Origin of the sequence: Streptomyces montanus (genome assembly GCF_005786655.1) — a bacterium.
GTDB lineage: Bacteria > Actinomycetota > Actinomycetes > Streptomycetales > Streptomycetaceae > Streptomyces > Streptomyces sporangiiformans.
On sequence record NZ_VBZC01000099.1, the window covers coordinates 1 to 22,923 of the forward strand.

The following is a 22,923-nucleotide window of genomic DNA, read 5'->3' on the forward strand; positions in this document are numbered from 1 at the left end:
CGCATGCGGCGGCGACGCCGAGGCGTACGCGCCGAGCGGTCGCGGTCGCGGTCGCGCTCGCGCTCGCGGTCCGGGGCCGAGGAACGGCCGCCGCGGCCGCGCGGTCCGCGCCCGCCCGTCTCACCGAGGTCTTCGATCTGCTCGGCCGCAAGCCCCGCTCGGGTGCGCTCGGTACGGGGCAGAACACCCTTCGTGCCGGCGGGGATGCTGAGCTCCTCGAAGAGGTGCGGGGACGTGGAGTACGTCTCCGGCGGGTCGTTGAAGCCGAGGTTCAGCGCCTTGTTGATGAGCTGCCAGCGCGGGATGTCGTCCCAGTCGACGAGCGTGATCGCGATGCCCTTGGCGCCCGCGCGGCCGGTACGGCCGATGCGGTGCAGGTACGTTTTCTCGTCCTCGGGCGACTGGTAGTTGATGACGTGGGTCACGCCCTCGACGTCAATGCCGCGCGCGGCGACGTCGGTGCAGACGAGCACGTCCACCTTGCCGTTGCGGAACGCTCGCAGCGCCTGTTCCCGCGCGCCCTGGCCGAGGTCGCCGTGGACCGCGCCGGAGGCGAACCCACGCTGCTGCAACTGGTCGGCGAGGTCCGCGGCCGTCCGCTTCGTACGGCAGAAGACCATCGCGAGCCCACGGCCGTCAGCCTGCAATATGCGCGAGACCATCTCGGGCTTGTCCATGTTGTGCGCGCGGTAGATGAACTGCGCGGTGTTGGCCACCGTCGCGCCCTCGTCGTCCGGCGCCGTGGCGCGGATGTGCGTGGGCTGCGACATGTAGCGGCGCGCGAGACCGATGACCGCGCCCGGCATGGTCGCCGAGAACAGCATCGTCTGGCGGCGGGCCGGAAGCATGTTGATGATCTTCTCGACGTCGGGCAGGAAGCCCAGGTCGAGCATCTCGTCGGCCTCGTCGAGGACGAGCGCGCGGACGTGCTTCAGGTTCAGCTTCTTCTGGCCCGCGAGGTCCAGCAGCCGGCCCGGGGTGCCGACGACGACGTCGATGCCCTTCTTGAGGGCCTCGACCTGCGGTTCGTACGCCCGGCCGCCGTAGATGGCCAGAACGCGAACGTTGCGGACCTTGCCGGCGGTGAGCAGGTCATTCGTCACCTGCGTGCACAGCTCGCGCGTGGGAACCACGACGAGTGCCTGCGGTGCGTCGGTGAGCTGCTCGGGCTGGGCGCGGCCCGCCTCGACGTCGGCGGGGACGGTGACGCGCTCGAGGAGCGGGAGGCCGAAGCCCAGGGTCTTGCCGGTGCCTGTCTTGGCCTGGCCGATGACGTCGGTGCCCGAGAGGGCGACGGGGAGCGTCATCTCCTGGATGGGGAAGGGATTGATGATGCCGACTGCCTCAAGGGCCTCGGCTGTCTCGGAAAGGATTCCGAGCTCTCGGAAAGTTGTAGTCAGGGTGCTGCCTCTTCTGTGTACGCGGTGCGAGGCGAGCGCGGGGGTCGTTGAACCGTTGCCGGGGACGTCGGCCGCTTGACGGGCGGGCCTTGGTGGCACGGGACCACTGCCGACGCTCGAGCGCTCTTACCGCTGAGGGTCCCTCCGGATGCCGTACGCACTGTGCCGTACGGGCGAGGAGAGCTGTCTGGTCGGAGCCGATCGGGCCACCGACCGGGCATCCTCATTCATATGGCCCGTCGAGATACGTAGATCAACTCAGCGGGCGCATTACCACCATACCCCGGAATCGCGCATATGCGATGGCCGATTTGGTCACGTAGTCGTTGTCACACTGATTGACCAGGGCCTTACGCGCTGCTGCGAGCGGGCTATTGTGCGCTGCATGACGACGCCCGACAACGCCCCCGGCACCGCCGACACCGCCGCCGACACCTCCGCCGAACACACCGGAGTCTCCGCCCAGGACTGGGCGCAGGCCTCCGTCGACCCTCAGTACCGCGCCGCGGTCGTCGACCTGCTCGGAGCGCTCGCGTACGGGGAGTTGGCGGCGTTCGAGCGGCTCGCGGAGGACGCCAAGCTGGCGCCGACGCTCGCCGACAAGGCGGAGCTCGCGAAGATGGCGTCGGCGGAGTTCCACCACTTCGAGCAGTTGAGGGACCGGCTCGCCGCGATCGGGGCGGAGCCGACGGAGGCGATGGAGCCGTTCGTGGCGGCGCTCGACGGCTTCCACCGGCAGACGGCGCCGTCGGACTGGCTCGAGGGGCTCGTCAAGGCGTACGTCGGAGACTCGATCGCCAGTGACTTCTACCGCGAGGTCGCGGCGAGGCTCGACTCCGACACCCGCGCGCTGGTGCTCGCGGTCCTCGACGACACGGGGCACGCGAGCTTCGCCGTCGAGAAGGTGCGCGCCGCGATCGACGCGGACCCGCGCGTGGGCGGGCGGCTCGCGCTGTGGGCGCGGCGGCTGATGGGCGAGGCCCTGTCGCAGTCCCAGCGCGTCGTCGCCGACCGCGACGCCCTGTCCACGATGCTCGTCGGCGGCGTCGCGGACGGCTTCGACCTCGCGGAGGTCGGCCGAATGTTCTCCCGTATCACCGAGGCCCACACGAAGCGGATGGCTGCGCTGGGCTTGGCGGCCTAGCTTGACTCACCGGAGTCGGAGTCGGAGTCGGAGTCGGACTCGGCGTCGGAGTCTTTCCGGCCTTGCGACTCGGCATCGTCCGGGCTCTCGGGTCCGGCTTCGCTTCGCTCCGCTTCTCCGTGTCGGCGATGTCCTGTCGCCGGGCTGGGGCCTATGACCCCGCGGTCGTCGGATAGGCGTTCCGGGGGCTCCGGTGGCGGAGTCTTCCCGCGGGGCGCAGGAGCAGCGAGAGGGACGCCGTGGCGATGGCCAGGGCGCCGAGGATGATCAGGGGGGAGCTGCTGGAGCCCAGCGCGCTGTGTGTGAGGAAGGCGCCGAAGAGGGCGCCGGCGGCGCCCGTCGACAGGACCAGGCGGCGGTCGGGCAGTCGGTGCGGCAGACGACGGGCCGCCAGCCAAGCCAGTGCCAGGCCCAGGATCACGGAGACGAGCGCTTCCAAGAACATGGTGAAGTCCCTCCCGCACAGCCGTGTGCACTTCGGTCCTAGCCGGTCCTACCCGTGACCTGCGAAACGCAATCATCCGCTGTGGATGATCTGTGCTCCATCTGTGGAGCTCGTCATGGAGGGGCCCGCATGAAAATCGGGCCGGGGCAGACACGGAGAAAGGGGCCCGGTGGCGTGATGCCACGGGGCCCCTTTTTCCGCGACGTATGAACTCGCGACGTATGACTACAGCGCGCCGAAGCCCACCTTGCGCGGGGCCGGCTCGCCGAGCTCCACGTAGGCGAGGCGGTCGGCCGGAACCAGGACCTTGCGGCCGTGGTCGTCCACAAGGCTGAGCAGCTGTGTCTTGCCGGCCAGTGCCTCGGACACCGCCCGCTCGACCTCCTCCGGGGTCTGACCGCTCTCCAGAACGATCTCGCGGGGCGCGTGCTGCACGCCGATCTTGACCTCCACGGCTATGTCCCTCCGACGGTCACTGATGTGCGCGTTCGTCCGCGCCGTACGCAGCACACATTAGCCCGGTGAGGGGACGTACACGCTCGGTCCAAGAACGCCAGGAGCGAACAGAGGACGGGAACAGATCGGGAACAGGCGGGAAACGCAGACCGGAACACAGACCGGAACGAGGCGCGGTTCAGTGGTGCTGCTCGCTGCCGTGCAGCGGGAAACCGGCGATGCCGCGCCAGGCCAGCGAGGTCAGCAGCTGCACCGCCTGGTCGCGGGGCACGCTGCGGTCGCTGTGCAGCCAGGAGCGCGCCACCACCTGTGCGAGTCCGCCCAGACCCGAGGCGAGCAGCATCGACTCGGCCTTGGACAGACCGGTGTCCTCCGCGATGACCTCGCAGATCGCCTCCGCGCACTCGAACGTCACCTTGTCCACGCGCTCGCGCACCGCGGGCTCGTTCGTCAGGTCCGACTCGAAGACCAGCCGGAAGGCGCCGCCGTCGTCCTCGACGTACGCGAAGTACGCGTCCATCGTGGCCCGCACGCGCTGCTTGTTGTCGGTGGTCGAGGCGAGGGCGCCCTGGACCGCCTGCAGCAGGGATTCGCAGTGCTGGTCCAGCAGAGCGAGATAGAGGTCGAGCTTGCCCGGGAAGTGCTGGTAGAGCACCGGCTTGCTGACGCCCGCGCGCTCGGCGATGTCGTCCATGGCTGCCGCGTGGTAGCCCTGCGCCACGAAGACTTCCTGGGCGGCGCCCAGCAGCTGGTTCCGTCGGGCACGGCGCGGCAGGCGTGTGCCCCGCGGGCGTGCCGCCTCTGTCTGCTCGATGGCTGTCACGCCGCCTCCCAAAATCGTCCACATGCGGTGTGCGCCGCGCCGCCATCGTACTTTTCGGTAACCCTGGTGTGTGCGGTGCGAGCGCAGAATTTCATGGACCGGACTCCGGCGAGAACCGCGCAGAACGTATCAGACATGGACACGGCGGGCAGGCCGCGTCCTCGGTGTACGTCGCTGGGCGGTCACCGGCCATCCGTTCCGTACCTGCCTCACCGATAGTCGTCCTCATCCATTTCGACGACTCGCGCCTGCTCCGCACGGTCCGCTTCGTTCGCGTCGTCCGTTTCCGAGCCGGCCAGCAAGTCGTCCTGGCGAGGTGAGAGGTCCGCGTGCTGTTCGGCGGCGTCGGCCTCGGGGGCCTCCACGTCGAACTCGGCGGCATCGGATTCCTCGAGAGTCTCGGGGTCGGTGGGGTCGACAGTCATGTGTCCTCTTCCCGAGTGGGTGCGAGTGCGCTCTTGCACGAGTACGAGTGCCCTCGTTTACGAAGCGTATGAGAGAGGAGATCGCGGCGCTATGTGATCCCGCCGCGAATCGGCCGCGGTCCCCCTGTGGATCGGCCGTGGGCCGGGCTGTGATCCGGCCGGAATCGTGGCCGAGATCCAGCCTGGATGTGGCGGGGATGGGGCCGCGATCTCATCGTGATCGGACCGCGATCCGATTGTGATCAGGTGGCGCTCATCTGTGATCAGCCGGCACTCGTCGGAGAGCCGGCAGTGTCCGGTGCAGGTCCGGCGAGGGTCGGTACGGGTCCGGCGGTGCGCTGGGCGGGGCCTGGTGCAGACCTGAGCGGGGTTCGAGCGCGACGCGACGGCGATGGTCGCTTCCCGACCGCGCCCTTGTGATGGCGAACACACGATCCAGGGCGTGATCGTCTCGTAACATTGCCGCATGTCTTCGACCGAACTGCCATCAGTCTTGGCCACCAGTGCCGCGCCGAAGGTTGGTTCTGTCAGGGTGGCGCCGGGGGAGCGGCTGCGTACGGTCGGGCTGCCCGGGGTCACGCTGACGATCAGGTCGAGACCGCCGGCCCGCGAGGGACTGCCGCCGGCTCTGTACGTGCACGGGCTGGGCGGTTCCTCGCAGAACTGGTCGGCGCTGATGCCGCTCCTCGACGGTCTGGTGGACAGTGAGGCCGTCGATCTGCCGGGCTTCGGTGATTCGCCGCCGCCGGACGACGGCGACTACTCGGTGACCGGGCACGCGCGTTCGGTCATCCGCTATCTCGACTCGTCCGGTCGCGGTCCGGTGCACCTCATCGGGAACTCGCTGGGCGGTGCGATCTCGACGCGCGTCGCGGCGGTGCGGCCCGATCTCGTCCGCACGCTCACGCTGGTGTCCCCCGCGCTGCCGGAGTTGGCGGTGCAGCGCTCGGCGGTGCCCACGGCGCTGCTGGCGCTGCCCGGAGTCGCCAGGGCCTTCACCCGGTTCACCAAGGACTGGTCCGCCGAGCAGCGCGTACGGGGTGTCATGGCGCTCTGCTACGGGGACCCCGCGCTGGTGACGCCCGAAGGGTTCCGCAACGCGGTCGAGGAGATGGAGCGGCGGCTGGCCCTCCCGTACTTCTGGGACGCCATGGCGCGGTCGGCGCGCGGCATCGTCAACGCGTACACGCTGGGCGGCCAGCACGGGCTGTGGCGCCAGGCCGAGCGGGTGCTCGCGCCGACGCTCCTCATCTATGGTGGCCGCGACCAACTCGTGTCGTTCCGCATAGCGCAGCGGGCGGCCCGCGCGTTCCGCGACTCCCGACTGCTTGCGCTCCCGGACGCGGGGCATGTGGCGATGATGGAATACCCAGATACGGTGGCCACAGCCGTCCGTGAACTCCTCGCGGAAACGGGTCAGTTGCCCGACATCGGTACGACAACGAGCGCAGGGAGCTGAGACGGCGCGTGGGACGTCACAGCCGACGTGGAGCGGCCCCCGAGGGCGGCGACACCGCGGACATACCGGTAGTTCCGGTTCAGGGTGGCGGTCGCCCGGAGCCGAGTAGGGGCCGCCGCCGGGCTCCCTTGGCACCGCAGCCGCCACCGATGAGCGGCGGGTCTCCACCGATGGGCGGCTCACCACCGATGCGCGGTGGCCCCGGCACACCGGCGCGCGGGGTTCCGCGCTTTTCCGACGGCACGCCGGCCCAGGGCGTGCCGCGGCTTCCGGACGGCACCCCCGCCCATGGCGTCCCGCGCCTTGCCGACGGCACGCCCGCCCGGGGCGTCCCCCGAGTCCGTGGTGGGCACCCGGAGCAGCGTGAACCCGGCGGCGGCTGGGGGCAGTTCGGCGGTGCCGACGAGTACGGCGCGTCAGGCGCCGGTCCGGGGCCGCGAGGACCCACGGTTCCCCGGCAGCGGCAGGGGCCGCCGCCTTCGTCGGGCCCTCGGCAGGACTACGTCGACGCGTTCGGCGAGGACGACGACGTCTTCGCGTCCCGTTCCACGCCCCGTTCCGCCACTTCGGGCCTCCGAGCGGACCCGTACGCCTCTGTCACCGTCTGGGACGCCGGAGTCGAGGACGACGTCGAGCACCAGGTGCCCCCGGAGGACGAGTCGCCGGAGAAGGCCAAGGGAGGCAAGGGGCGGACCTTCACCGGGATCGCGGCCGCCGCTGTCACCACCGTGCTGGCCGTGGTCGTGGCGGGGCAGGTCCTCGGCGGCGAGAACACCTCAGAGCGCTCGCAGACCGCGGGAAGCGCGGACCGGGCGGCCAAGGATTACGCCTCGCGCGGCAACAAGCGGCCGGCTCCGTCCGAGGCGGCCGATGCGGACGCGGTCCCGCTGACGTACAACCAGAAAATGGCGAAGAAGTACCCGCTGGCCGCGAACTTGAAGGGCGGCGGAGCATTCGACGCGATCCGCGGATTCGACCAGGCGCCCGGCACCGGCCAGAAATTCACCTACCGCGTCGACATCGAAAAGGGCCTCGGCCTGGACGGTGAACTCTTCGCGCAGGCCGTGCAGAAAACCCTGAATGACGAGCGGAGTTGGGCCCACGGCGGCGGACGTACCTTCGAGCGGATCTCCTCCGGGAAACCCGACTTCGTCATCACGCTGGCGAGCCCCGGCACCACCGCGACCTGGTGCGCCAAGTCGGGCCTCGACACGACCGAGGACAACGTCTCCTGCGACTCCGCAGCCACCGACCGCGTGATGATCAACGCGTATCGCTGGGCCCAGGGCTCCGAGACGTACGGCGACAAGATGTATTCGTACCGTCAGATGCTGATCAACCACGAGGTCGGGCACCGGCTCGGCTATGGCCATGTGAGCTGCGACAAGGACGGGGACCTCGCGCCCGTCATGCAGCAGCAGACCAAGTTCCTCAATCATGACGGGATCCGCTGCCGGGCCAATCCCTGGCCGTTCCCGGGAAGTTAACGCGGCGGAACGCGATCCGCACCTGAAAGTTACGACCGTTCACCCCTTTTGATGGCGCGATGGACAACCGTCCGTCGCGCCACCGCCATGTCCGCGTACGTTCGTCCCGCTGTGAGCCGCCGGACAACGGCGGTTCCCCATACGGGAGATCAGAGGTGTACTCGTGCGCATCGGACTGCTTACGGAGGGTGGCTATCCGTATGTGAGCGGTGACGCCAGGCTCTGGTGCGACCGGCTCGTGCGCGGGCTCGGACAACACGACTTCCACATCTACGCGCTCAGCCGGAGCGAGCGGCAGGAGGACGAGGGCTGGATCCCGCTCCCGCCCCAGGTCGGCCGCGTACGCACCGCGCCGCTGTGGACCGCGGACGACGATGGTGTGGGGTACGGGAGACGGGCACGACGACGGTTCGCCGAGTGCTACGGGGAACTGGCGGCAGCTGTTTGTGCGGGCGATGGCTCCGGGGATGACCGTGCGGGTGTGGCGGACCGTTTCGGCGCCGCGCTGTACGGGCTCGCCGAACTCGCCCGGGACGAGGGCGGCGGCCTGGTAGGTTCTCTGCGCTCCGAGACCGCGGTACGCGTCCTCGAGGGCGCCTGTCGCGCGCCCGGTGCGCTGAGGGCCGCACGGGACGCACGCGTGCCCGACTTGCTGGCCGTCGCGGCCCAACTGGAGCGCACCCTGCGCCCCTTGTCGCTCGACTGGTACGAGGAGGAGGACGGGCTCGGCTCCGTCGACCTGTGCCACGCCACGTCCGGCGGCGCGGCGGCCCTGACCGGACTGCTCGCACGGCACTTCTCGGGGGTGCCGCTGCTGGTCACGGAGTACGGGGTGCAGCTGCGGGCGCACTATCTGGGCGCACGTGGTTCTCATGACGTGCGTGGTCGTCATGACGTGCGTGGTCCTCATGACGCACGTAGTTCTCATGGCGCTCGGGGTTCCCAGGGCGCTCATGGCTCTCGTGAGGCCTCGCCTTCGGCGCGGGCTCTGCTCGCGGCGTTCCACGGTCGGCTCGCGGCCGAGGTGTACCGGCAGGCCGCACTCATCACGCCCGGCAACACGCACGCCCGTCGCTGGCAGGAGCGGTGCGGCGCCGACCGCGCCAAACTCCGTACCGTCTATCCGGGCATGGACGCGTCCCGCTTCTCGGAGGTGGGCGAACGGGCCGAGTGCGCCGATCCCGACACGCTGGTCTGGGTCGGGCGGATCGAGCCCGCCAAGGATCTGATCTCGCTGCTGCACGCCTTCGCGGCGATCCGCGAGGAGCGCCCCAAGGCCCGGCTGCGGATCGTCGGCGCACCCGCCGAAGGGCCGGAAGGTGCGACGTACCTCGCCCAGTGCGAGGCCCTGGCCGCCCAGCTCTTTCCCGACGAGGCGGAGGATGTGCGTGCCGCCGTCGCCAACCCGGTCTCCTTCGCGGAGATCGGCGGGCCGGAGGCGCCCAGCCTCGCCGAGGCGTACGGGGCCGGGGCCGTGGTCGTCCTGTCCAGCGTCGTCGAGGGCTTCCCGATCAGCCTTGTCGAGGCGATGTTCTGCGGACGTGCCACGGTGTCCACGGACGTCGGCGCGGTCGTGGAGATCATCGGCGGTACCGGTCTGGTGGTGCCGTCGCGCAATCCGCGGGCGCTCGCCGAGGCGTGCGTCGCGCTGCTGCGCGACCCCGAGCGCCGCGAGCGCCTCGGTGCGGCGGCACGCGCGCGTGCCCTCGAACTGTTCACCGTCGAGCAGAACATCACGGCATTTCACAGCATTTATATGGAAATCATCTCTCGCTGCCCGGTGCGGCGAGTTGTCGTCGGGGAGACGGGGGAGCCGCTGCCGTTCGCCGTACCGGCCGAGGCGTATGTGCCCGGAAGGTGGGCCGAGCGCGGTACGCGGCTCACGTCGGCGGACGGCGCACTGAAGCGGGCGGCGGACGGCGCACCGAGGTGGGCGGCGGGGCCACCGGTCCGGGGGGTGGCTGCGGACACGGGGACGGAGCCGATGCCCGCCGGGGAGGGGGCACGGTGAGCGCACCACGACGGGACATGGACCTGACTCCGCCCCCGGGTGACCCAGGAGCGTGGGACGCGCGGTCGGACGACTGGCTGGTGACCGTTGGCGCCGAGGACTCGCCCAACGCGTCCACTACGGGCACCGAGGACTCGCCGGACGCTCACGCCGCCGAATCCACCGCCACCGGCCGAGGTGCCGTTGACCCCGTGAAGGCCCTGATGCACCGTCACCGCGAGCTGTGCGAGCGGGCCGTGGATCCCTTGGAGATCGCGGCGGAGCTGGAAGCGCACGGAGTGACCGATCGGACGGCTGCCCGCTGCCGGCACCGGGACGTGTTCTCGCTGGCTGAGGAGATGTACGCGCGCGTGCCCCGCGTCGGCGAGACGGCACCGCAGGCGGCGACACCCGTTGTTCCCGGTACCCGCGCCGGCTGGGCCGTGCTCGCCCTGCTCCCGGGTGCCCTGTGTGCGGCCGCGGTGACCGGGCTGCGGCTCACCGAGGGACGGCCCCGGCTCGTCGTCGCGGTCGTGGGCGCACTCGCCGTCGCCGCCGGCCTGCGCGTGGCCCTCCGCCGAGGCCCCCTGCACGCCACGCGCGAGAGGCGCACGACAGCGAGCACGCGCGTGTGGACCTGCTGGCTCCTCATGTACGCCCTCCTCGGCGACGGACTGCTCGGCGCCGGCATCGCGGGCGGACCGGACGGCCGGCCGAACGGTGACCCCGACGGCCCCTGGCCGGTTGCCCTCACGTCCGTCCTGGCCCTCACCCTGGCCTGTGCCCCGGCGGCCTGGTGCGCCCACTTCTTCGCCGTACGCGCCCGACGAAGGCTGGCCGCCAGCCGTGCCCTGGAGGAGTTCACGGCCTCCGTGCGACCCCTGCTCCTGGGCACGTTCGGCCTGTACCTCGCTGCCTTGGGCGGGTTGCTCGCGCTGTGCGGATCGCTGCTGGGCGAACCGGTCGGGTACGCGGGAGCCGCCGGGCTCGGCGCGCTGCTGCTGCTCGCCCGGCTGCTCACCGTGCACGGCTTCACGTACGCCCCCGCCGTCGTCCTCGCCGCCGCCGGCGCGGCGGAGGCGATCGCTCTCGCGAGTGTCTACGCAGGCCGTCTGCCCGGCTGCTCGTTCTTGGCGGGACCCGTCGAGACCGCGGTCGCCGTCCGGGGACCCGGCATCGTGCCGGCCCTCGTGTGCGGGGCCGCGGCACTGGCGCTCCTGGTCCACGCGGCCAGGAAGCTCACCCGGGCCTCGGCCCATGCGGACCGCGGCGGGACGCCGTGAACCGCACCCCGCGCTCGGCACCCAGCCCTCGAGCCGTGCGCATCCCTCCCGCGGTGGCCGACGCCGCGGGCCTCCCTGACGAACCATGGCAACACTCCTGAAGGAGAACCAGACATGATCACCCTCCGCATCGGAAAGACCACCCCGGGAGCCGCCCGATGAGGGTGCTACTGATCGGAGCGAATGGATACCTGGGCCGGTTCGTCGCCGACCGCCTCCTCGCCGACCCGGCCGTGCAGCTCACCGCGCTCGGCCGCGGCGACGACGCGGACGTACGCTTCGACCTCGCCAGCGGCAGCCCGGGCGCGCTCACCCGCTTCCTGGACGCGGTGCATCCCGGCGTCGTCATCAACTGCGCGGGCGCCACCCGCGGCGGCGCCCGCGAGCTGACACGGCACAACACCGTCGCCGTCGCCACCGTGTGCGAGGCCCTGCGCCGCAGCGGCTGCGGGGCACGCCTCGTCCAGATCGGCTGCGGCGCCGAGTACGGCCCCAGCCAGCCCGGCTCCTGCACGGCCGAGGACGCCGTACCGCGCCCCGGCGGCCCGTACGGCGTCAGCAAGCTCGCCGGTACGGAGCTCGTCCTGGGCTCCGGCCTGGACGCCGTCGTCCTGCGGGTGTTCTCGCCCGCCGGCCCCGGCACCCCTGCCGGCTCGCCGCTCGGCCGCCTCGCCGAGGCCATGCGCCGCGCCATGCAGTCCGGCGACGGGGAGCTCAAGCTCGGCGGACTGGGCGTCCAGCGTGACTTCATCGACGTACGCGATGTCGCGCGCGCCGTCCACGCCGCCTCGCTCTCCGCCGCGCAGGGCGTCATCAATATCGGCTCCGGACGAGCCGTACGCCTCCGGGACGCGGCCGCCGTCCTCGCGCGCGTGGCCGGCTACGGCGGCGCGCTGCACGAACTCGACGGACCGCCTTCACCCATCAGGCCCTCCATCGGGCACCCCCGCTCGGAAACAGAGCACACGTCCCCGGCCGCATACCCCTACCCGGACGGCTGCGGCAGTTGGCAGCAGGCCGACGTGCGCACCGCCCGCGACCGGCTCGGCTGGCGGCCCCGTATCAACCTCGAAGAGTCCCTCGCCGACATCTGGATGGAGGCCGCATGCCGTATCTGACCAGCGCCGCAACGGGCGCCGCCAGCACCGATATACGCCTCGGCTTCGGTGTCCCCGGCTATGCGCACCCCCTCGTCGCCCCGGTCGAATGGGGCGAACTCGCCCGCCCCGGAACCCCTTTGCACTGGGTGGTCCTGAACGTCGCGGACGGACCCGGCACCCGCCCCGACCCGCATTGCCTGGAGGCCGCGGGACGCCTGCGGAACGCCGGCGTCCGGGTACTGGGCCACCTGGACATGACGCACGGCGCACGCACCTTCGGCGAGCTGATCACGGAAGCGCAGCGGTTCCTCGACTGGTACCGGGTCGACGGCTTCCTGCTGGACGACTGTCCCACGGAGCGGACAGCGCTCCCGGAGGTGCGGCGCACCGTCACCACCCTGCGCGCGCTCCTCGGCGAGGGGCATATCGTCCTCGGCCACGGCGGCCACCCCTATCCCGGATATGCCGAAACCGCCGACCAGTTGGTGACGTTCGCCGGTCCCTGGAGCGATTACCGCTGGTCGCAGGTGGCGGAGTGGACCGCCGAGTACCCGCCCGAGCGCTTCTGCCACTTCGTGCACAGCGTGCCCCGCGGCCATCTCGAGGAGGCGCTGCGCATCGCCCGCTGGCAGGGCGCCTCGACGATCTACTTCACCGACCGCACGGACCACGGCGGCCGCACCGACCCCTGGGCATCCATGCCCGGCTACTGGGACGAAATCGTCTCGCGGGTCGGAACGGGTGTCTCGGAATGAAGAAGGGCGTGGCAGTGTTACGGAGAGAACAACCGTAGTGATTGACCGACCAACGGAGTCCCCGTGTCGCTGCCACCCCTGGTCGAGCCGGCTTCTGAGCTCACCGTAGACGAGGTCCGCAGGTACTCCCGCCACCTGATCATCCCCGACGTGGGGATGGACGGGCAGAAGCGGCTGAAGAACGCCAAGGTGCTCTGTGTGGGCGCCGGCGGCCTGGGCTCGCCGGCCCTCATGTACCTGGCGGCGGCGGGCGTCGGCACGCTCGGCATCGTGGAGTTCGACGAGGTCGACGAGTCGAACCTGCAGCGTCAGATCATCCACAGCCAGGCGGACATCGGCCGCTCCAAGGCCGAGTCGGCCCGCGACAGCGTGCTCGGCATCAACCCGTACGTGAACGTGATCCTTCACGAAGAGCGGCTCGAGGCCGACAACGTGATGGACATCTTCAGCCAGTACGACCTGATCGTCGACGGCACGGACAACTTCGCGACCCGCTACCTGGTCAACGACGCGTGCGTGCTCCTCAACAAGCCGTACGTATGGGGTTCGATCTACCGCTTCGACGGTCAGGCCTCCGTGTTCTGGTCCGAGCACGGCCCCTGCTACCGCTGCCTCTACCCGGAGCCCCCGCCGCCGGGCATGGTCCCCTCCTGCGCCGAGGGCGGCGTCCTGGGTGTGCTGTGCGCGTCCATCGGCTCCATCCAGGTGACCGAGGCGATCAAGGTCCTCACGGGTACGGGCGAGCCGCTGGTCGGACGCCTGATGATCTACGACGCCCTGGAGATGCAGTACCGCCAGGTCAAGGTCCGCAAGGACCCGGACTGCGCGGTCTGCGGCGAGAACCCCACCGTCACCGAGCTCATCGACTACGAGGCCTTCTGCGGCGTCGTCTCCGAGGAGGCCCAGGAAGCGGCCGCCGGCTCGACGATCACTCCCAAGCAGCTCAAGGAGTGGATCGACAGCGACGAGAAGATCGAGATCATCGACGTCCGCGAGCAGAACGAGTACGAGATCGTCTCGATTCCCGGCGCCAGGCTGATCCCGAAGAACGAGTTCCTCATGGGCACCGCCCTGGAGAGCCTCCCGCAGGACAAGAAGATCGTTCTGCACTGCAAGACGGGTGTCCGCAGCGCGGAAGTCCTCGCCGTGCTCAAGTCCGCCGGTTTCGCGGACGCGGTGCACGTCGGCGGCGGCGTGATCGGCTGGGTCAACCAGATCGAGCCCGAGAAGCCGGTGTACTAGGTGTACTAGGCGAAGGCCTTGCGAAGAGGGGCTCGGCACCGGGTGTGCCGGGCCCCTTTCTGCTGCGCGGGATCCTGCCGTGCGGGCAGGGGTGGGCGAGAGCCGGAAGCAACCCGCTGCTTGCCCACATCCGAGCGGGAGCCGGTGGCCTGGCGCCCGGTCTACGACGCGCAGACCTTGCCGTCCTTCGGCACTGTCCCGTCCAGCAGGTACGCGTTGACCGTGTTGTCCACGCAGGAGCTCCCGCTTCCATACGCGCCATGCCCCTCGCCCTTCCAGGTGAGCTCGATGCCGACGCCCTTGCCCAGCTCGTCCGCCATCCTGCGGGCACCCTCGTAGGGCGTCGCCGGGTCGCCGGTGTTGCCCACGACCAGGACGGGGTCGGCTTCCGGCGCGCTGACCTCGGGTGTCTCGCGCTGACCGGGCACCGGCCAGTCGTGGCACCAGCCGGCCGTGTCCCAGCCCATGAACTCGCCGAAGACCGGCGATATCTTCCGGAACTCGGGGAGCAGCTTCTTCGTCTCCGCCGGCGTGGGCCGCTCCTTGTCGTCCAAGCACGATATGACTCGTTGTGAATGCGTCGTCGTGCCGTAGTTCCCCGACGCGCCACGTTCGTTGTAGTCGTCGGCGAGCTTCAGCAGTTCCGAACCGTCGCCTTCCTCAGCCGCGTCCAGCGCAGTGGTGAGCGTGGGCCAGTTCTGCTGGCTGTAGAGCGGCAGGACGATGCCGGTGACCGCCAGCGTCTGTGTGAGCTTGCGGCCGCTCGACGTCGGCAGCGGCTCCGCGTCGATCTTCTTCAACAGATCCGCGATCTTCTGGGAGCCCTCCTGCGGGTCCTGCCCCGTGGACCTGAGGTAGTTGTCCAGCGCGCGCTGGAAGCCGCGCGTCTGGTTCTTGGCATGCCCGACCGTGTCGGCGCTCGGGTCGACGACGGCGTCCAGCACCAGGCGGCCCACTTTCCTGGGGAACAAGTGGGCGTACACACCGCCCAGTTCGGTGCCGTACGAGATGCCGAGGTAGTGCATCTTCTGATCGCCGAGCACCTGGCGCATCAGGTCCATGTCGCGGGCCGTGTCGGTCGTCGAGACATGTGCCATGAGCTTGCCGGCCGACTTCTGGCAGCCTTTGCCGAAATTCGCGGCGTCCTTGAGGTAGGCCGCCTCCTCGGCCGGGGTGTCCGGCGTGGAGTCGACGGACTCGGCGGCCTGGATCTCCTTGTCGCTCCGACACCGCACGCCCTTGCTGGCCGCGACTCCGCGCGGGTCGAAGCTCACCAGGTCGTAGCGGTCGCGGAGCTTGGGGGTCAGCGTCGCGTACGCCGGCAGCATGGAGACGCCCGAGCCGCCCGGACCGCCGAAGTTGAACAGCAGTGAGCCGATGCGTGAGCCCTTGCCGGTGGACTTGCCCCGGATCAGCGCTATGTCGGTCGTCTCGCCCGTCGGCTTCGCCCAGTCCAATGGCACCTTGAGCGTGGCGCACTCCCAGCCGCTGCCCGGCGCGGGGCCGTCCGACGTGTCCTTGCAGCGGCCCCAGTCGAGCTTCTGCGAGGTGAGCTTGCCCTCGTCGTCGGACGAGCCGCCACCGCAGCCCGCCGCGAGCCCGGAAACCAGCACCGCGGCCGCCGTCAGCGCCGTGGATCGTACGAAACGCACCATGAACCCTTCCCCCTCGCTTGTCATCCGCACGAAGCCGCGCATGACGGTCAGGCCATACTAGGCAGATCGACACCAAGCCGTCGCAGCGTGTGGATAACCCTGTGACCTGCGCTTTTATGAGCAGACCAGCCCTGGCGGCGGGATCCTGCCGTCCAGCAGATAGCCGTTCACCGCATCGCGCACGCACTTGTTCCCGCTGTCGTACGCGCCGTGTCCCTGGCCCTTGTACGTCACCTCGATGCCGACGCCCTTGCCCAGCGCTTCCACCATCTTGTGGGCACCCTCGTAGGGCGTCGCCGGATCGCCGGTGTTGCCGATCACGAGGATCGGCGCCGATCCCGGTGCGCTCACGTCAGGGTGGTCGGCCGCCCCGGGCACGGGCCAGTCGATGCAGCTGAGCAGGCCCCATGCCAGGTAGCCGCCGAACAGGCGGGAGGCCTCGCGGAACTGCGGAAGTTTCGCCTCCACATCGGCGGTGGTGTAACGCGGCTTGTCGTCCGCGCAGTTGATGGACACGTTGGCGGCGGCGGCGTTGCTGTAGTCGCCGTCCTCGTTCCGCCCGTTCAACGAGTCGGACAACACCATCAGGATCTGACCGTCGCCGTTGTACGCCTGCTGGAGCCCCTCGGTGAGGTATTCCCACAAGTCCTGGGAGTAGAGGGCCTGCGCGATGCCGCTGGTGGCGGCCGTCTGGGTCAGCATGCGCGGAAAGACGCCCGGGATCGGCTCACTGTCGAGGTCGTCGAGCAGTCTGGCGATCCGGTTCTTGACGGCCTCGGCGGTGTCGCCGAGCGGGCACTCCTCCGCCTTCGACGCGCAGTCCTCGGCGAAGTTGTCGAGCGCGAGCTCGAAGCCCTCGGCCTGCGCGAGCGAGCCCTGCTCCGGATCCTGCGTCGGGTCCACGACGGCGTCGAAGACGGCCCGTCCCACCGTCTTGGGGAACAGATGCGCGTAGACGCCACCCAGTTCGGTGCCGTAAGAGATGCCGAAGTAGTACAGCTTGTCGTCGCCGAGCACCTGGCGCATCAGGTCCATGTCGCGGGCCGCGTCTGTCGTGCTCACCTGCGGGAGGATCTTCCCGGAGTTGTCCTCGCAGGCAGAGTTGAACTCCTTGGTGCTGTCCACGAGCGTCTTCCGCTCGGCCCCGGTGTCGGGGGTGGCGTCCTCTTGGAAGTACTCGTCGAGCCGTTCGTCGTCCACGCATTCCACGCCCGCGCTGCGGCCGACGCCGCGCGGGTCGAAGCTGACCAGGTCGTAGCGGGTGCGCAGCTGCGTGAAATCGTCGCCGAAGGGGGGCAGCGTGGTCACGCCGGAGCCGCCCGGGCCGCCGAAGTTGAAGATCAGCGAGCCGATCCGCTCGTCCTTGGCGCCGGTCGCCCGCGCCCGGATCAGCTCGAGTCCGATCGTGTCGCCCTCGGGGTTGTCCCAGTCGAGGGGTGCCTTCATGATCGCGCACTGCCACACGGCGCCGTCCGGCAAGGGCGACGGGGCCTCTCCGTCTCCCTGGGCCTCGGACGGCTCCGGGCAGTCCTCCCAGCTCAGCTTCTGCGCCGGCAGGTCCTCGTCCTTGGGCTCGCTGTCACATCCGGCAACGGGCGCGGACAGCAGAAGGGCGGCGGCCAGGGCGGCGGCGCGTAGCCGGGAAGGAGTCGGCATGCCTCCATCCTGGGGGCGCACCTGAGGGGGCGCTCGGGGCGCGGGCCGTGTGGGTGAGCGGGACTTCCGCTCCCCGCATATGTCGAGGCGCTAGAGCGCGCCCTTGCGTGTCAGGTGGTTGAAGAACAGCCACCCGGGCAGTACCGGTAGCCACAGCGTGAGGAGCCGGTAGAGCAGCACCGCGGGCGCCGCGACCTCCTTCGGCAGTCCGACGGCGATCAGACCGACCGTGAGGGTCGCCTCGACCGCGCCCACGCCGCCCGGGGTCGGTGCCGCCGAGCCCAGTGCGTTACCGGCGAGGAAGACGACCGCGACGCTCGCGATGCTCAGCGTGGGCATGTCCTCGCTGCCGAACGCCCGGATCGACGCGTCCAGGCACATCACGAAGCAGGCGGTCAGCAGCAGCATGCCGCCGATACCGGTGATGAGCTTCTGCGGCCGCTGCAGTACGTCGAGCATGCGCGGCACGACCCCCGCGAACAGTGACCGCACGCGCGTGACGACGAACTTCCGCAGGAACGGAATCGAGGTCACCACCAGCACCAGTACCGCGACGGTCAGCAGACCCGCGATCACCGTGCGGGACGGCGACAGCGACGGCGTCTTCTCGGTCCCCGTCAGATAACCGAAGGCGAGCAGCAGCAGAATGTGGCTGCCCAGGCCGAACAGCTGCGAGGCTCCGACGCTCGCCACCGCGAGCCCTGGGCGTACCCCCGCGCGCTGCAGGAAGCGCGTGTTGAGGGCGACACCGCCCACCGCCGCGGGCGCCACGATCTTCACGAAGGACCCGGCTACCTGCGCCGCCACGGCCCGCAGGAACGGCACCCGCTCGGGCACGAAGCCCAGCAGGCTCATGGCCGCCGCGAAGTAGCTCAGCGCCGAGAAGAGAACGGCCGCGGCGACCCAGCCCCACTCGGCGTTGTCGAACAGTGTGCCGAACTCGATGTGCGTGAGCTGCGACAGCAGGAAGTACGCGCCGATGGCACCGGCGATGAAACTGATGAGAGTCCGGGGCCGGATGCGCTCCAGGCGGGCCGGTTCGACCGGCGCCTGCGGCCTGATCAGCAGCACCTGGTGGCGGATCTGGGTGAGCAGATCCTCCTCCCGGGCCTCCTCCACGGCCTCGTCGATCGCCCGCTTCTCGGAGCGCTTCTCGGCGCGTACGGCCTTCTTGCCCGGCTTTTCGAGGAGGGGCCGGGCGCCCTCCTCGTGCTCCTCGTGCTCCGGCTTGGCGTGCCGCGAGGCCTCCAGGACGGCCTCGCGCTCGCGCTGGGCCCGCTCCCTGCCACGTTTGCGCAGTGTCGCGCGCGTGGCACGGGTCAGCGCGATGGGCTGCAGCATCGGCAGACAGTCGGCGACCGCGTCGGGGCCGAGTACCCCGACCGCAGACGCCACCGCGCGCTCAGCGCCGACCCGCAGGCCGAGCGTGGTCACCAACTGGGCGATGTCCATGCGCAGCAGCAGTTCACCGGCCGCGATCTCGCCGCCGCGCAGATCGGTGAGGATGACCGTGCCGGAACGATCCACCAGAATCGCGTCGCCCGCCAGCCTGCGATGCGCGATGCGCCGCGACTGCAACGCCTGCACCTGGTGCCAGGTGTCACGCAACAGGTCGTCGGTGATCTCGTCGTCGGGCAGGGTGTCGAGCGTGTGCCCGCCGATGTGCTCGTAGACGAGCATCACGGCGTCCGGGCCCAGCTCGGAGGTCGCGATGAGCTTGGGCGCGTTGGCCCCGGCCGCGATGGCCGCGTAGGCGAGGAGCGCCTCCTGCTCCAGCGCCTGGCGCAGCGACTGGAGGCTGCGGCGCGTGGCGAAGCCTCGCAGCGTCAGGTTGCGCCACGCGCGGTAGAAGAAGCCCTGCGCCTGCTGCTCCCGGTCGACCACCGTCACGTCCAGCGGCGGGCCGTCCTCCAGCGTCACGAAGTACCGCCGCCCGCGGTCGCCGGTCTCGGTGCCCTCCTGCGTCTCCTCGCGGGATGCGCTCACCGGGTGGAAGCCCACATGCCGCAGGCCCGCCATCAGCGTCCGTCCCGTGGGCCGCACGTTCGGTGAGCCGACCGCGTACAGCGTCCCGTACGCGACCGTCCAGCCGATCAACACCGTCAGGATGATCGAGAACGGAGTCGTGTAGCCGGTCACCAGCATGGAGAAGGCGTCGAGCAGCAGGACCACCCACAGCACCGCACGCCAGCGTGGTCGGCGCGACATGCCGACGGCCGTCATGTAGGCGATGACGGGCGCGAGATAGCCGTGAACGGGGTCGGTGAGAGCGTGGACATCGCCCGGCGAGGGCTGGGTGAGCGCCTTCTGGATCGAGTCCGGGGCGCCTCGGGCGACCCACAGGTCGGTTGCGAGGGTCACCCCGTGCGCGAGCACCGCGGCCAGGACGCCGTCGGCGATGCGCAGCCCGTCCCGCTTGATCAGCCGCTCGATCGCGAAGGCCACCGGCACCAGGAGGATCGCGATGCTCGACGCGAGCCCCGCGATCTTGATCAACAGGTCGGGCGCCTCATCGGTGCCCTTGTTGATGTCCTGGGCGAGCCCCGACGTCGTGCCGTGGGCGAACGCGGCGATCGCCAGGAGTACACCGACAGCGAGGATGCCCACCAGGAGGCGCATCAGGTCGGAGGGACGGTGCACGCGCGCGGGGAGCAGCGGCTCGTCGCCCTCGACCTCTTCGGGTAGGGCGTCGTCGGGGTTCGGCGCGCGCTTCAGGCCGTGCGCGTCCGGGGTGTGCTCGTTCGTCTTCTCGCGCTCCTCCGGGGAGTGCTTGTCCTTCTCATTGTGGGCGGTCGGCGTGCTTTTGTCCGTCATGCCGTGCGCGTCCGAGATGCGCTCGTCCGCGTCGCCGTCGGCGTCGGGGCGTGGCGAAACATCAGAGGTGCCCTCCGCGTCTTCGGGGTGCACGCCCTGCTGTTTCATCGTCTCTTCTTGATCTCGTATCACCAGTCACCGCCCGCATGATGGTGGCATGCTCCGCCGACACAGGAGGGCATCAGGGGGCAATGCGGGGGCGGACAGTCTGCCCGAAGTGCCGCTTCGGGGCGAGGAATACGCACGGTCGCCACCGCGTCACGTTGTCGGTGGGGTGGGGCAGGATGGGTCGGATGAGCGAGGAAAGTCTTCCGGTGGACGCCCTGCCGGAGTACGCGGAGCGGGTCCTCGAGGTCGCCGAGCTGATCCCGCCCGGGCGCGTCATGACGTACGGGGACGTCGCCGAATGGCTGGAGGAGGGAGGGCCGCGCCAGGTCGGCCGTGTGATGGCCCTCTACGGAGGAGCCGTGCCGTGGTGGCGCGTCATACGCGCGGACGGCGTGCTGCTCCCGGGCCACGAACTGGACGCCCTGGGCCACTACCGCGCGGAAGGCACCCCCCTGAAGGAGGCGAACAGGGCCTCCGAGGGCCACGTCCCGCGAGTCGACATGAAGCGGGCGCGGTGGGACGGCGGTGAGCACGCGCAGGGTCACACCTGACAGCTTCCGCCATCGAAGGCCCGAAAGGGGGATCCGCGGCCCGTACGGGGGAAATGGGGCGCGTCCGTGACATGCCGTACCTTCGTGGCGTGGGGGACGCGCGCGACGTGAGGGGTTCGAGGGAAGAAGAGGAAGCCCTCCTTCCACGGCGCCCACCGGCGTAGCGTCGGCGGCACGCATCCCCCTCACCACGCGGCCACCGCCCTCCACGCGCGGCCGTCCACCCACCCGTCGCCCGACCACCACCTCGTAACGACGGCGCTCCGCGCCGGCAGTGACCAATGGCACACCCACCAGGACCGGCGAACCACGTGAGCTCCTCTTCTTCCACCCGGCGCCTGTCGCACCACCAAGGGCGACAGGGGAACCGTGGCGCTTACCGACTGGTGCGTACCCCGCCTGTCCGGGTAGATCCCCCTCTGCTGGACGCAGCGCAGCGCGGAGTGGTTGACCACAAGGCGGGCCCGCTCCTCGTCCTCGCAGGTCCGGGCACCGGCAAGACGACCACCCTCGTGGAGTCCGTGGCCGCGCGGATCGAACGCGGCACGGCCCCCGAGCGGGTCCTGGTGCTGACGTTCAGCCGCAAGGCCGCCGTGGAACTGCGTGACCGGATGGCACTGCGCATAGGGGCGGCCCGCGCGCCGCAGGCGACGACGTTCCACTCCTTCTGCTACGCCCTGGTCCGCGCCCACCAGGACAGCGGCCTGTTCGTGGAGCCCCTGCGGTTGCTCTCCGGACCCGAACAGGACGTGACGGTCCGTGAACTGCTGGCCGGCCAGCCCGACCTGGAGCGGCTCGGCCTCGCCCATGTGCGCTGGCCGGACGAGCTGCGCGCCTGCCTGACGACCCGCGGCTTCGCCGACGAGGTCCGCGCGGTCCTCGCCCGCAGCCGCGAACTGGGCCTCGGCCCGGACGCCCTGGACGCCTTCGCCTCCCGCATCGGCCGACCCGACTGGCGCGCCGCCGCTGTCTTCCTCGCGGAGTACCTCGACGTTCTCGACCTGCAAGGGGTGCTCGACTACGCGGAACTGGTGCACCGCGCGGTACTCCTCGCCCGCCGTCCCGAGACCGCCGAGCGTCTGGCCGCGCAGTACGACGCGATCTTCGTCGACGAGTACCAGGACACCGATCCGGCACAGGTACGTCTCCTCCAGACGCTCGCGGGCGGCGGCCGCACCCTCGTCGCCTTCGGCGACCCCGACCAGTCGATCTACGCGTTCCGGGGCGCCGACGTGAACGGCATCCTGGAGTTCCCGCACACCTTCCCGCGCGCGGACGGCGCTCCGGCACCGGTCGAGGTCCTGAGGACGTCACGCCGGTCGGGCGCCCAACTGCTCGGGGCCACCCGGCTGCTGACCCAGCGCATGCCCCTGACCCGCCTTCCGGCGGAGAAGGTACGCGCCCACAGAGAGCTGACTCCCGTACGGGACGGCGGCCGCGTCGAGGTCTACACGTACCCGACCCCCGGCACGGAGCTGGACAACATCGCGGACATCCTCCGCCGTGCCCACCTGGAGGACGGCGTCCCCTGGGGCGAGATGGCCGTCCTGGTGCGTGCCGGCTCCCGCTCGATTCCGACGATCCGCCGCACGCTCACGACGGCCGGCGTCCCCCTCGACATAGACGGCGACGACCTCCCCCTCCGGCACGAACCGGCGGTGACACCGCTGCTGAGGGCGCTCAAGGCAGTGGCCGGGGCCGCGGTCCGGGACGGCGCGGGGCCGGCCGAGCAGCCCGAAGCGACATCCGAGGCCGCGCCCCAGGCGCCCTGGCTCGACACCGAGACCGCGCTCACCCTTCTCGCGTCCCCGATGACCGGTATGGACGCCGCTGATCTGCGCCGCCTGGGCCGCGCACTGCGCGAGGAGGAGCGCGCCGGGGGCAACCTCGTCCCGCCGCCCTCGGACGAGTTGCTGGCGCGGGCGCTGGCCGAGCCGGAACGGTTGGTCGCGCACGACCCGTCGTATGCGAGAGGCGCCCAGCGCCTGGGCGCGCTGCTGCGCAAGGCCCGGGAACGCCTCGCGGGCGGCGGCACGGCCGAGGAGGCGCTCTGGGAACTGTGGGACGGCACCCCGTGGCCGCAGCGCCTGGAGCGGGCCGCCCGGCGCGGCGGCGCGGCCGGCCGCAACG

General features: G+C 70.6%; 18 protein-coding genes. 10 read left to right on the top strand and 8 right to left on the bottom strand.

The window, feature by feature from the left end; translation table 11 throughout:
* Nucleotides 1-1,307 (bottom strand): DEAD/DEAH box helicase (locus tag FE633_RS44375; protein ID WP_342791275.1); only part of this gene is annotated, 1,307 nt, incomplete at its 3' end.
* A 469-nt stretch (nucleotides 1,308-1,776) separates the two neighbouring features.
* Between FE633_RS44375 and FE633_RS44380 the strand changes: the two genes are divergently transcribed.
* Nucleotides 1,777-2,544, top strand: coding sequence for a ferritin-like fold-containing protein (locus FE633_RS44380; RefSeq protein ID WP_138050845.1), 768 nt, complete (start codon nucleotides 1,777-1,779; stop codon nucleotides 2,542-2,544).
* 151 nt (nucleotides 2,545-2,695) lie between these two features.
* Here the strand turns inward: FE633_RS44380 and FE633_RS44385 are convergent, their stop codons facing one another.
* From FE633_RS44385 to FE633_RS44400, 4 genes are all read right to left on the bottom strand, one after another.
* A complete protein-coding gene (locus tag FE633_RS44385) occupies nucleotides 2,696-2,989 on the bottom strand; it encodes a hypothetical protein (protein WP_138050846.1) in 294 nt (97 codons plus the stop codon).
* Nucleotides 2,990-3,214: 225 nt separating this feature from the next.
* Nucleotides 3,215-3,442, bottom strand: a complete 228-nt coding sequence (locus tag FE633_RS44390; RefSeq protein ID WP_119106174.1) for a DUF3107 domain-containing protein — start codon at nucleotides 3,440-3,442, stop codon at nucleotides 3,215-3,217.
* 181 nt (nucleotides 3,443-3,623) lie between these two features.
* A complete protein-coding gene (locus FE633_RS44395) occupies nucleotides 3,624-4,268 on the bottom strand; it encodes a TetR/AcrR family transcriptional regulator (RefSeq protein WP_119106173.1) in 645 nt (214 codons plus the stop codon).
* Nucleotides 4,269-4,477: 209 nt separating this feature from the next.
* Complete coding sequence (locus tag FE633_RS44400) at nucleotides 4,478-4,693, bottom strand: hypothetical protein (RefSeq protein ID WP_138050847.1); 216 nt, start codon at nucleotides 4,691-4,693, stop codon at nucleotides 4,478-4,480.
* A gap of 466 nt (nucleotides 4,694-5,159) precedes the next feature.
* Here FE633_RS44400 and FE633_RS44405 point away from each other — a divergent pair, with 466 nt between their 5' ends.
* The 7 genes from FE633_RS44405 (at nucleotide 5,160) to moeZ (ending at nucleotide 14,009) form a co-directional block, all read left to right on the top strand.
* A complete protein-coding gene (locus FE633_RS44405) occupies nucleotides 5,160-6,152 on the top strand; it encodes an alpha/beta fold hydrolase (protein ID WP_138050848.1) in 993 nt (330 codons plus the stop codon).
* An 8-nt stretch (nucleotides 6,153-6,160) separates the two neighbouring features.
* A complete protein-coding gene (locus FE633_RS44410) occupies nucleotides 6,161-7,639 on the top strand; it encodes a DUF3152 domain-containing protein (protein WP_138050849.1) in 1,479 nt (492 codons plus the stop codon).
* 163 nt (nucleotides 7,640-7,802) lie between these two features.
* Nucleotides 7,803-9,650 (top strand): DUF3492 domain-containing protein, encoded by a 1,848-nt coding sequence (locus FE633_RS44415; RefSeq protein WP_138050850.1) that lies wholly within the window; start codon nucleotides 7,803-7,805, stop codon nucleotides 9,648-9,650.
* Nucleotides 9,647-10,912, top strand: coding sequence for a hypothetical protein (locus FE633_RS44420; RefSeq protein WP_246114120.1), 1,266 nt, complete (start codon nucleotides 9,647-9,649; stop codon nucleotides 10,910-10,912). Before FE633_RS44415 ends, FE633_RS44420 begins: the two co-directional genes overlap by 4 nt.
* A gap of 158 nt (nucleotides 10,913-11,070) precedes the next feature.
* Nucleotides 11,071-12,030, top strand: coding sequence for an NAD-dependent epimerase/dehydratase family protein (locus FE633_RS44425; protein ID WP_119106168.1), 960 nt, complete (start codon nucleotides 11,071-11,073; stop codon nucleotides 12,028-12,030).
* Complete coding sequence (locus tag FE633_RS44430) at nucleotides 12,018-12,767, top strand: spherulation-specific family 4 protein (protein WP_138050851.1); 750 nt, start codon at nucleotides 12,018-12,020, stop codon at nucleotides 12,765-12,767. The genes FE633_RS44425 and FE633_RS44430 overlap by 13 nt, the downstream gene beginning before the upstream one ends.
* A 63-nt stretch (nucleotides 12,768-12,830) precedes the next feature.
* The gene (gene moeZ / locus FE633_RS44435; protein ID WP_138050852.1) at nucleotides 12,831-14,009 is read left to right on the top strand and encodes an adenylyltransferase/sulfurtransferase MoeZ; all 1,179 of its coding nucleotides are present in this window, start codon (nucleotides 12,831-12,833) and stop codon (nucleotides 14,007-14,009) included.
* Between the two features lie 161 nt (nucleotides 14,010-14,170).
* Here the strand turns inward: moeZ and FE633_RS44440 are convergent, their stop codons facing one another.
* The 3 genes from FE633_RS44440 to FE633_RS44450 all read right to left on the bottom strand — a co-directional run bounded on the left by FE633_RS44440 (nucleotide 14,171) and on the right by FE633_RS44450 (nucleotide 20,242).
* The gene (locus FE633_RS44440; protein WP_138050853.1) at nucleotides 14,171-15,664 is read right to left on the bottom strand and encodes an alpha/beta hydrolase; all 1,494 of its coding nucleotides are present in this window, start codon (nucleotides 15,662-15,664) and stop codon (nucleotides 14,171-14,173) included.
* A gap of 114 nt (nucleotides 15,665-15,778) precedes the next feature.
* Nucleotides 15,779-17,320 (bottom strand): alpha/beta hydrolase, encoded by a 1,542-nt coding sequence (locus FE633_RS44445; protein WP_138050854.1) that lies wholly within the window; start codon nucleotides 17,318-17,320, stop codon nucleotides 15,779-15,781.
* Between the two features lie 90 nt (nucleotides 17,321-17,410).
* The gene (locus FE633_RS44450) at nucleotides 17,411-20,242 is read right to left on the bottom strand and encodes a lysylphosphatidylglycerol synthase transmembrane domain-containing protein (protein ID WP_138050855.1); all 2,832 of its coding nucleotides are present in this window, start codon (nucleotides 20,240-20,242) and stop codon (nucleotides 17,411-17,413) included.
* 185 nt (nucleotides 20,243-20,427) lie between these two features.
* Here FE633_RS44450 and FE633_RS44455 point away from each other — a divergent pair, with 185 nt between their 5' ends.
* Together FE633_RS44455 and FE633_RS44460 are read left to right on the top strand one after the other, a co-directional pair.
* Complete coding sequence (locus tag FE633_RS44455; RefSeq protein WP_281291346.1) at nucleotides 20,428-20,793, top strand: MGMT family protein; 366 nt, start codon at nucleotides 20,428-20,430, stop codon at nucleotides 20,791-20,793.
* A 311-nt stretch (nucleotides 20,794-21,104) separates the two neighbouring features.
* Nucleotides 21,105-22,923 (top strand): ATP-dependent helicase (locus FE633_RS44460; RefSeq protein ID WP_138050856.1); only part of this gene is annotated, 1,819 nt, incomplete at its 3' end.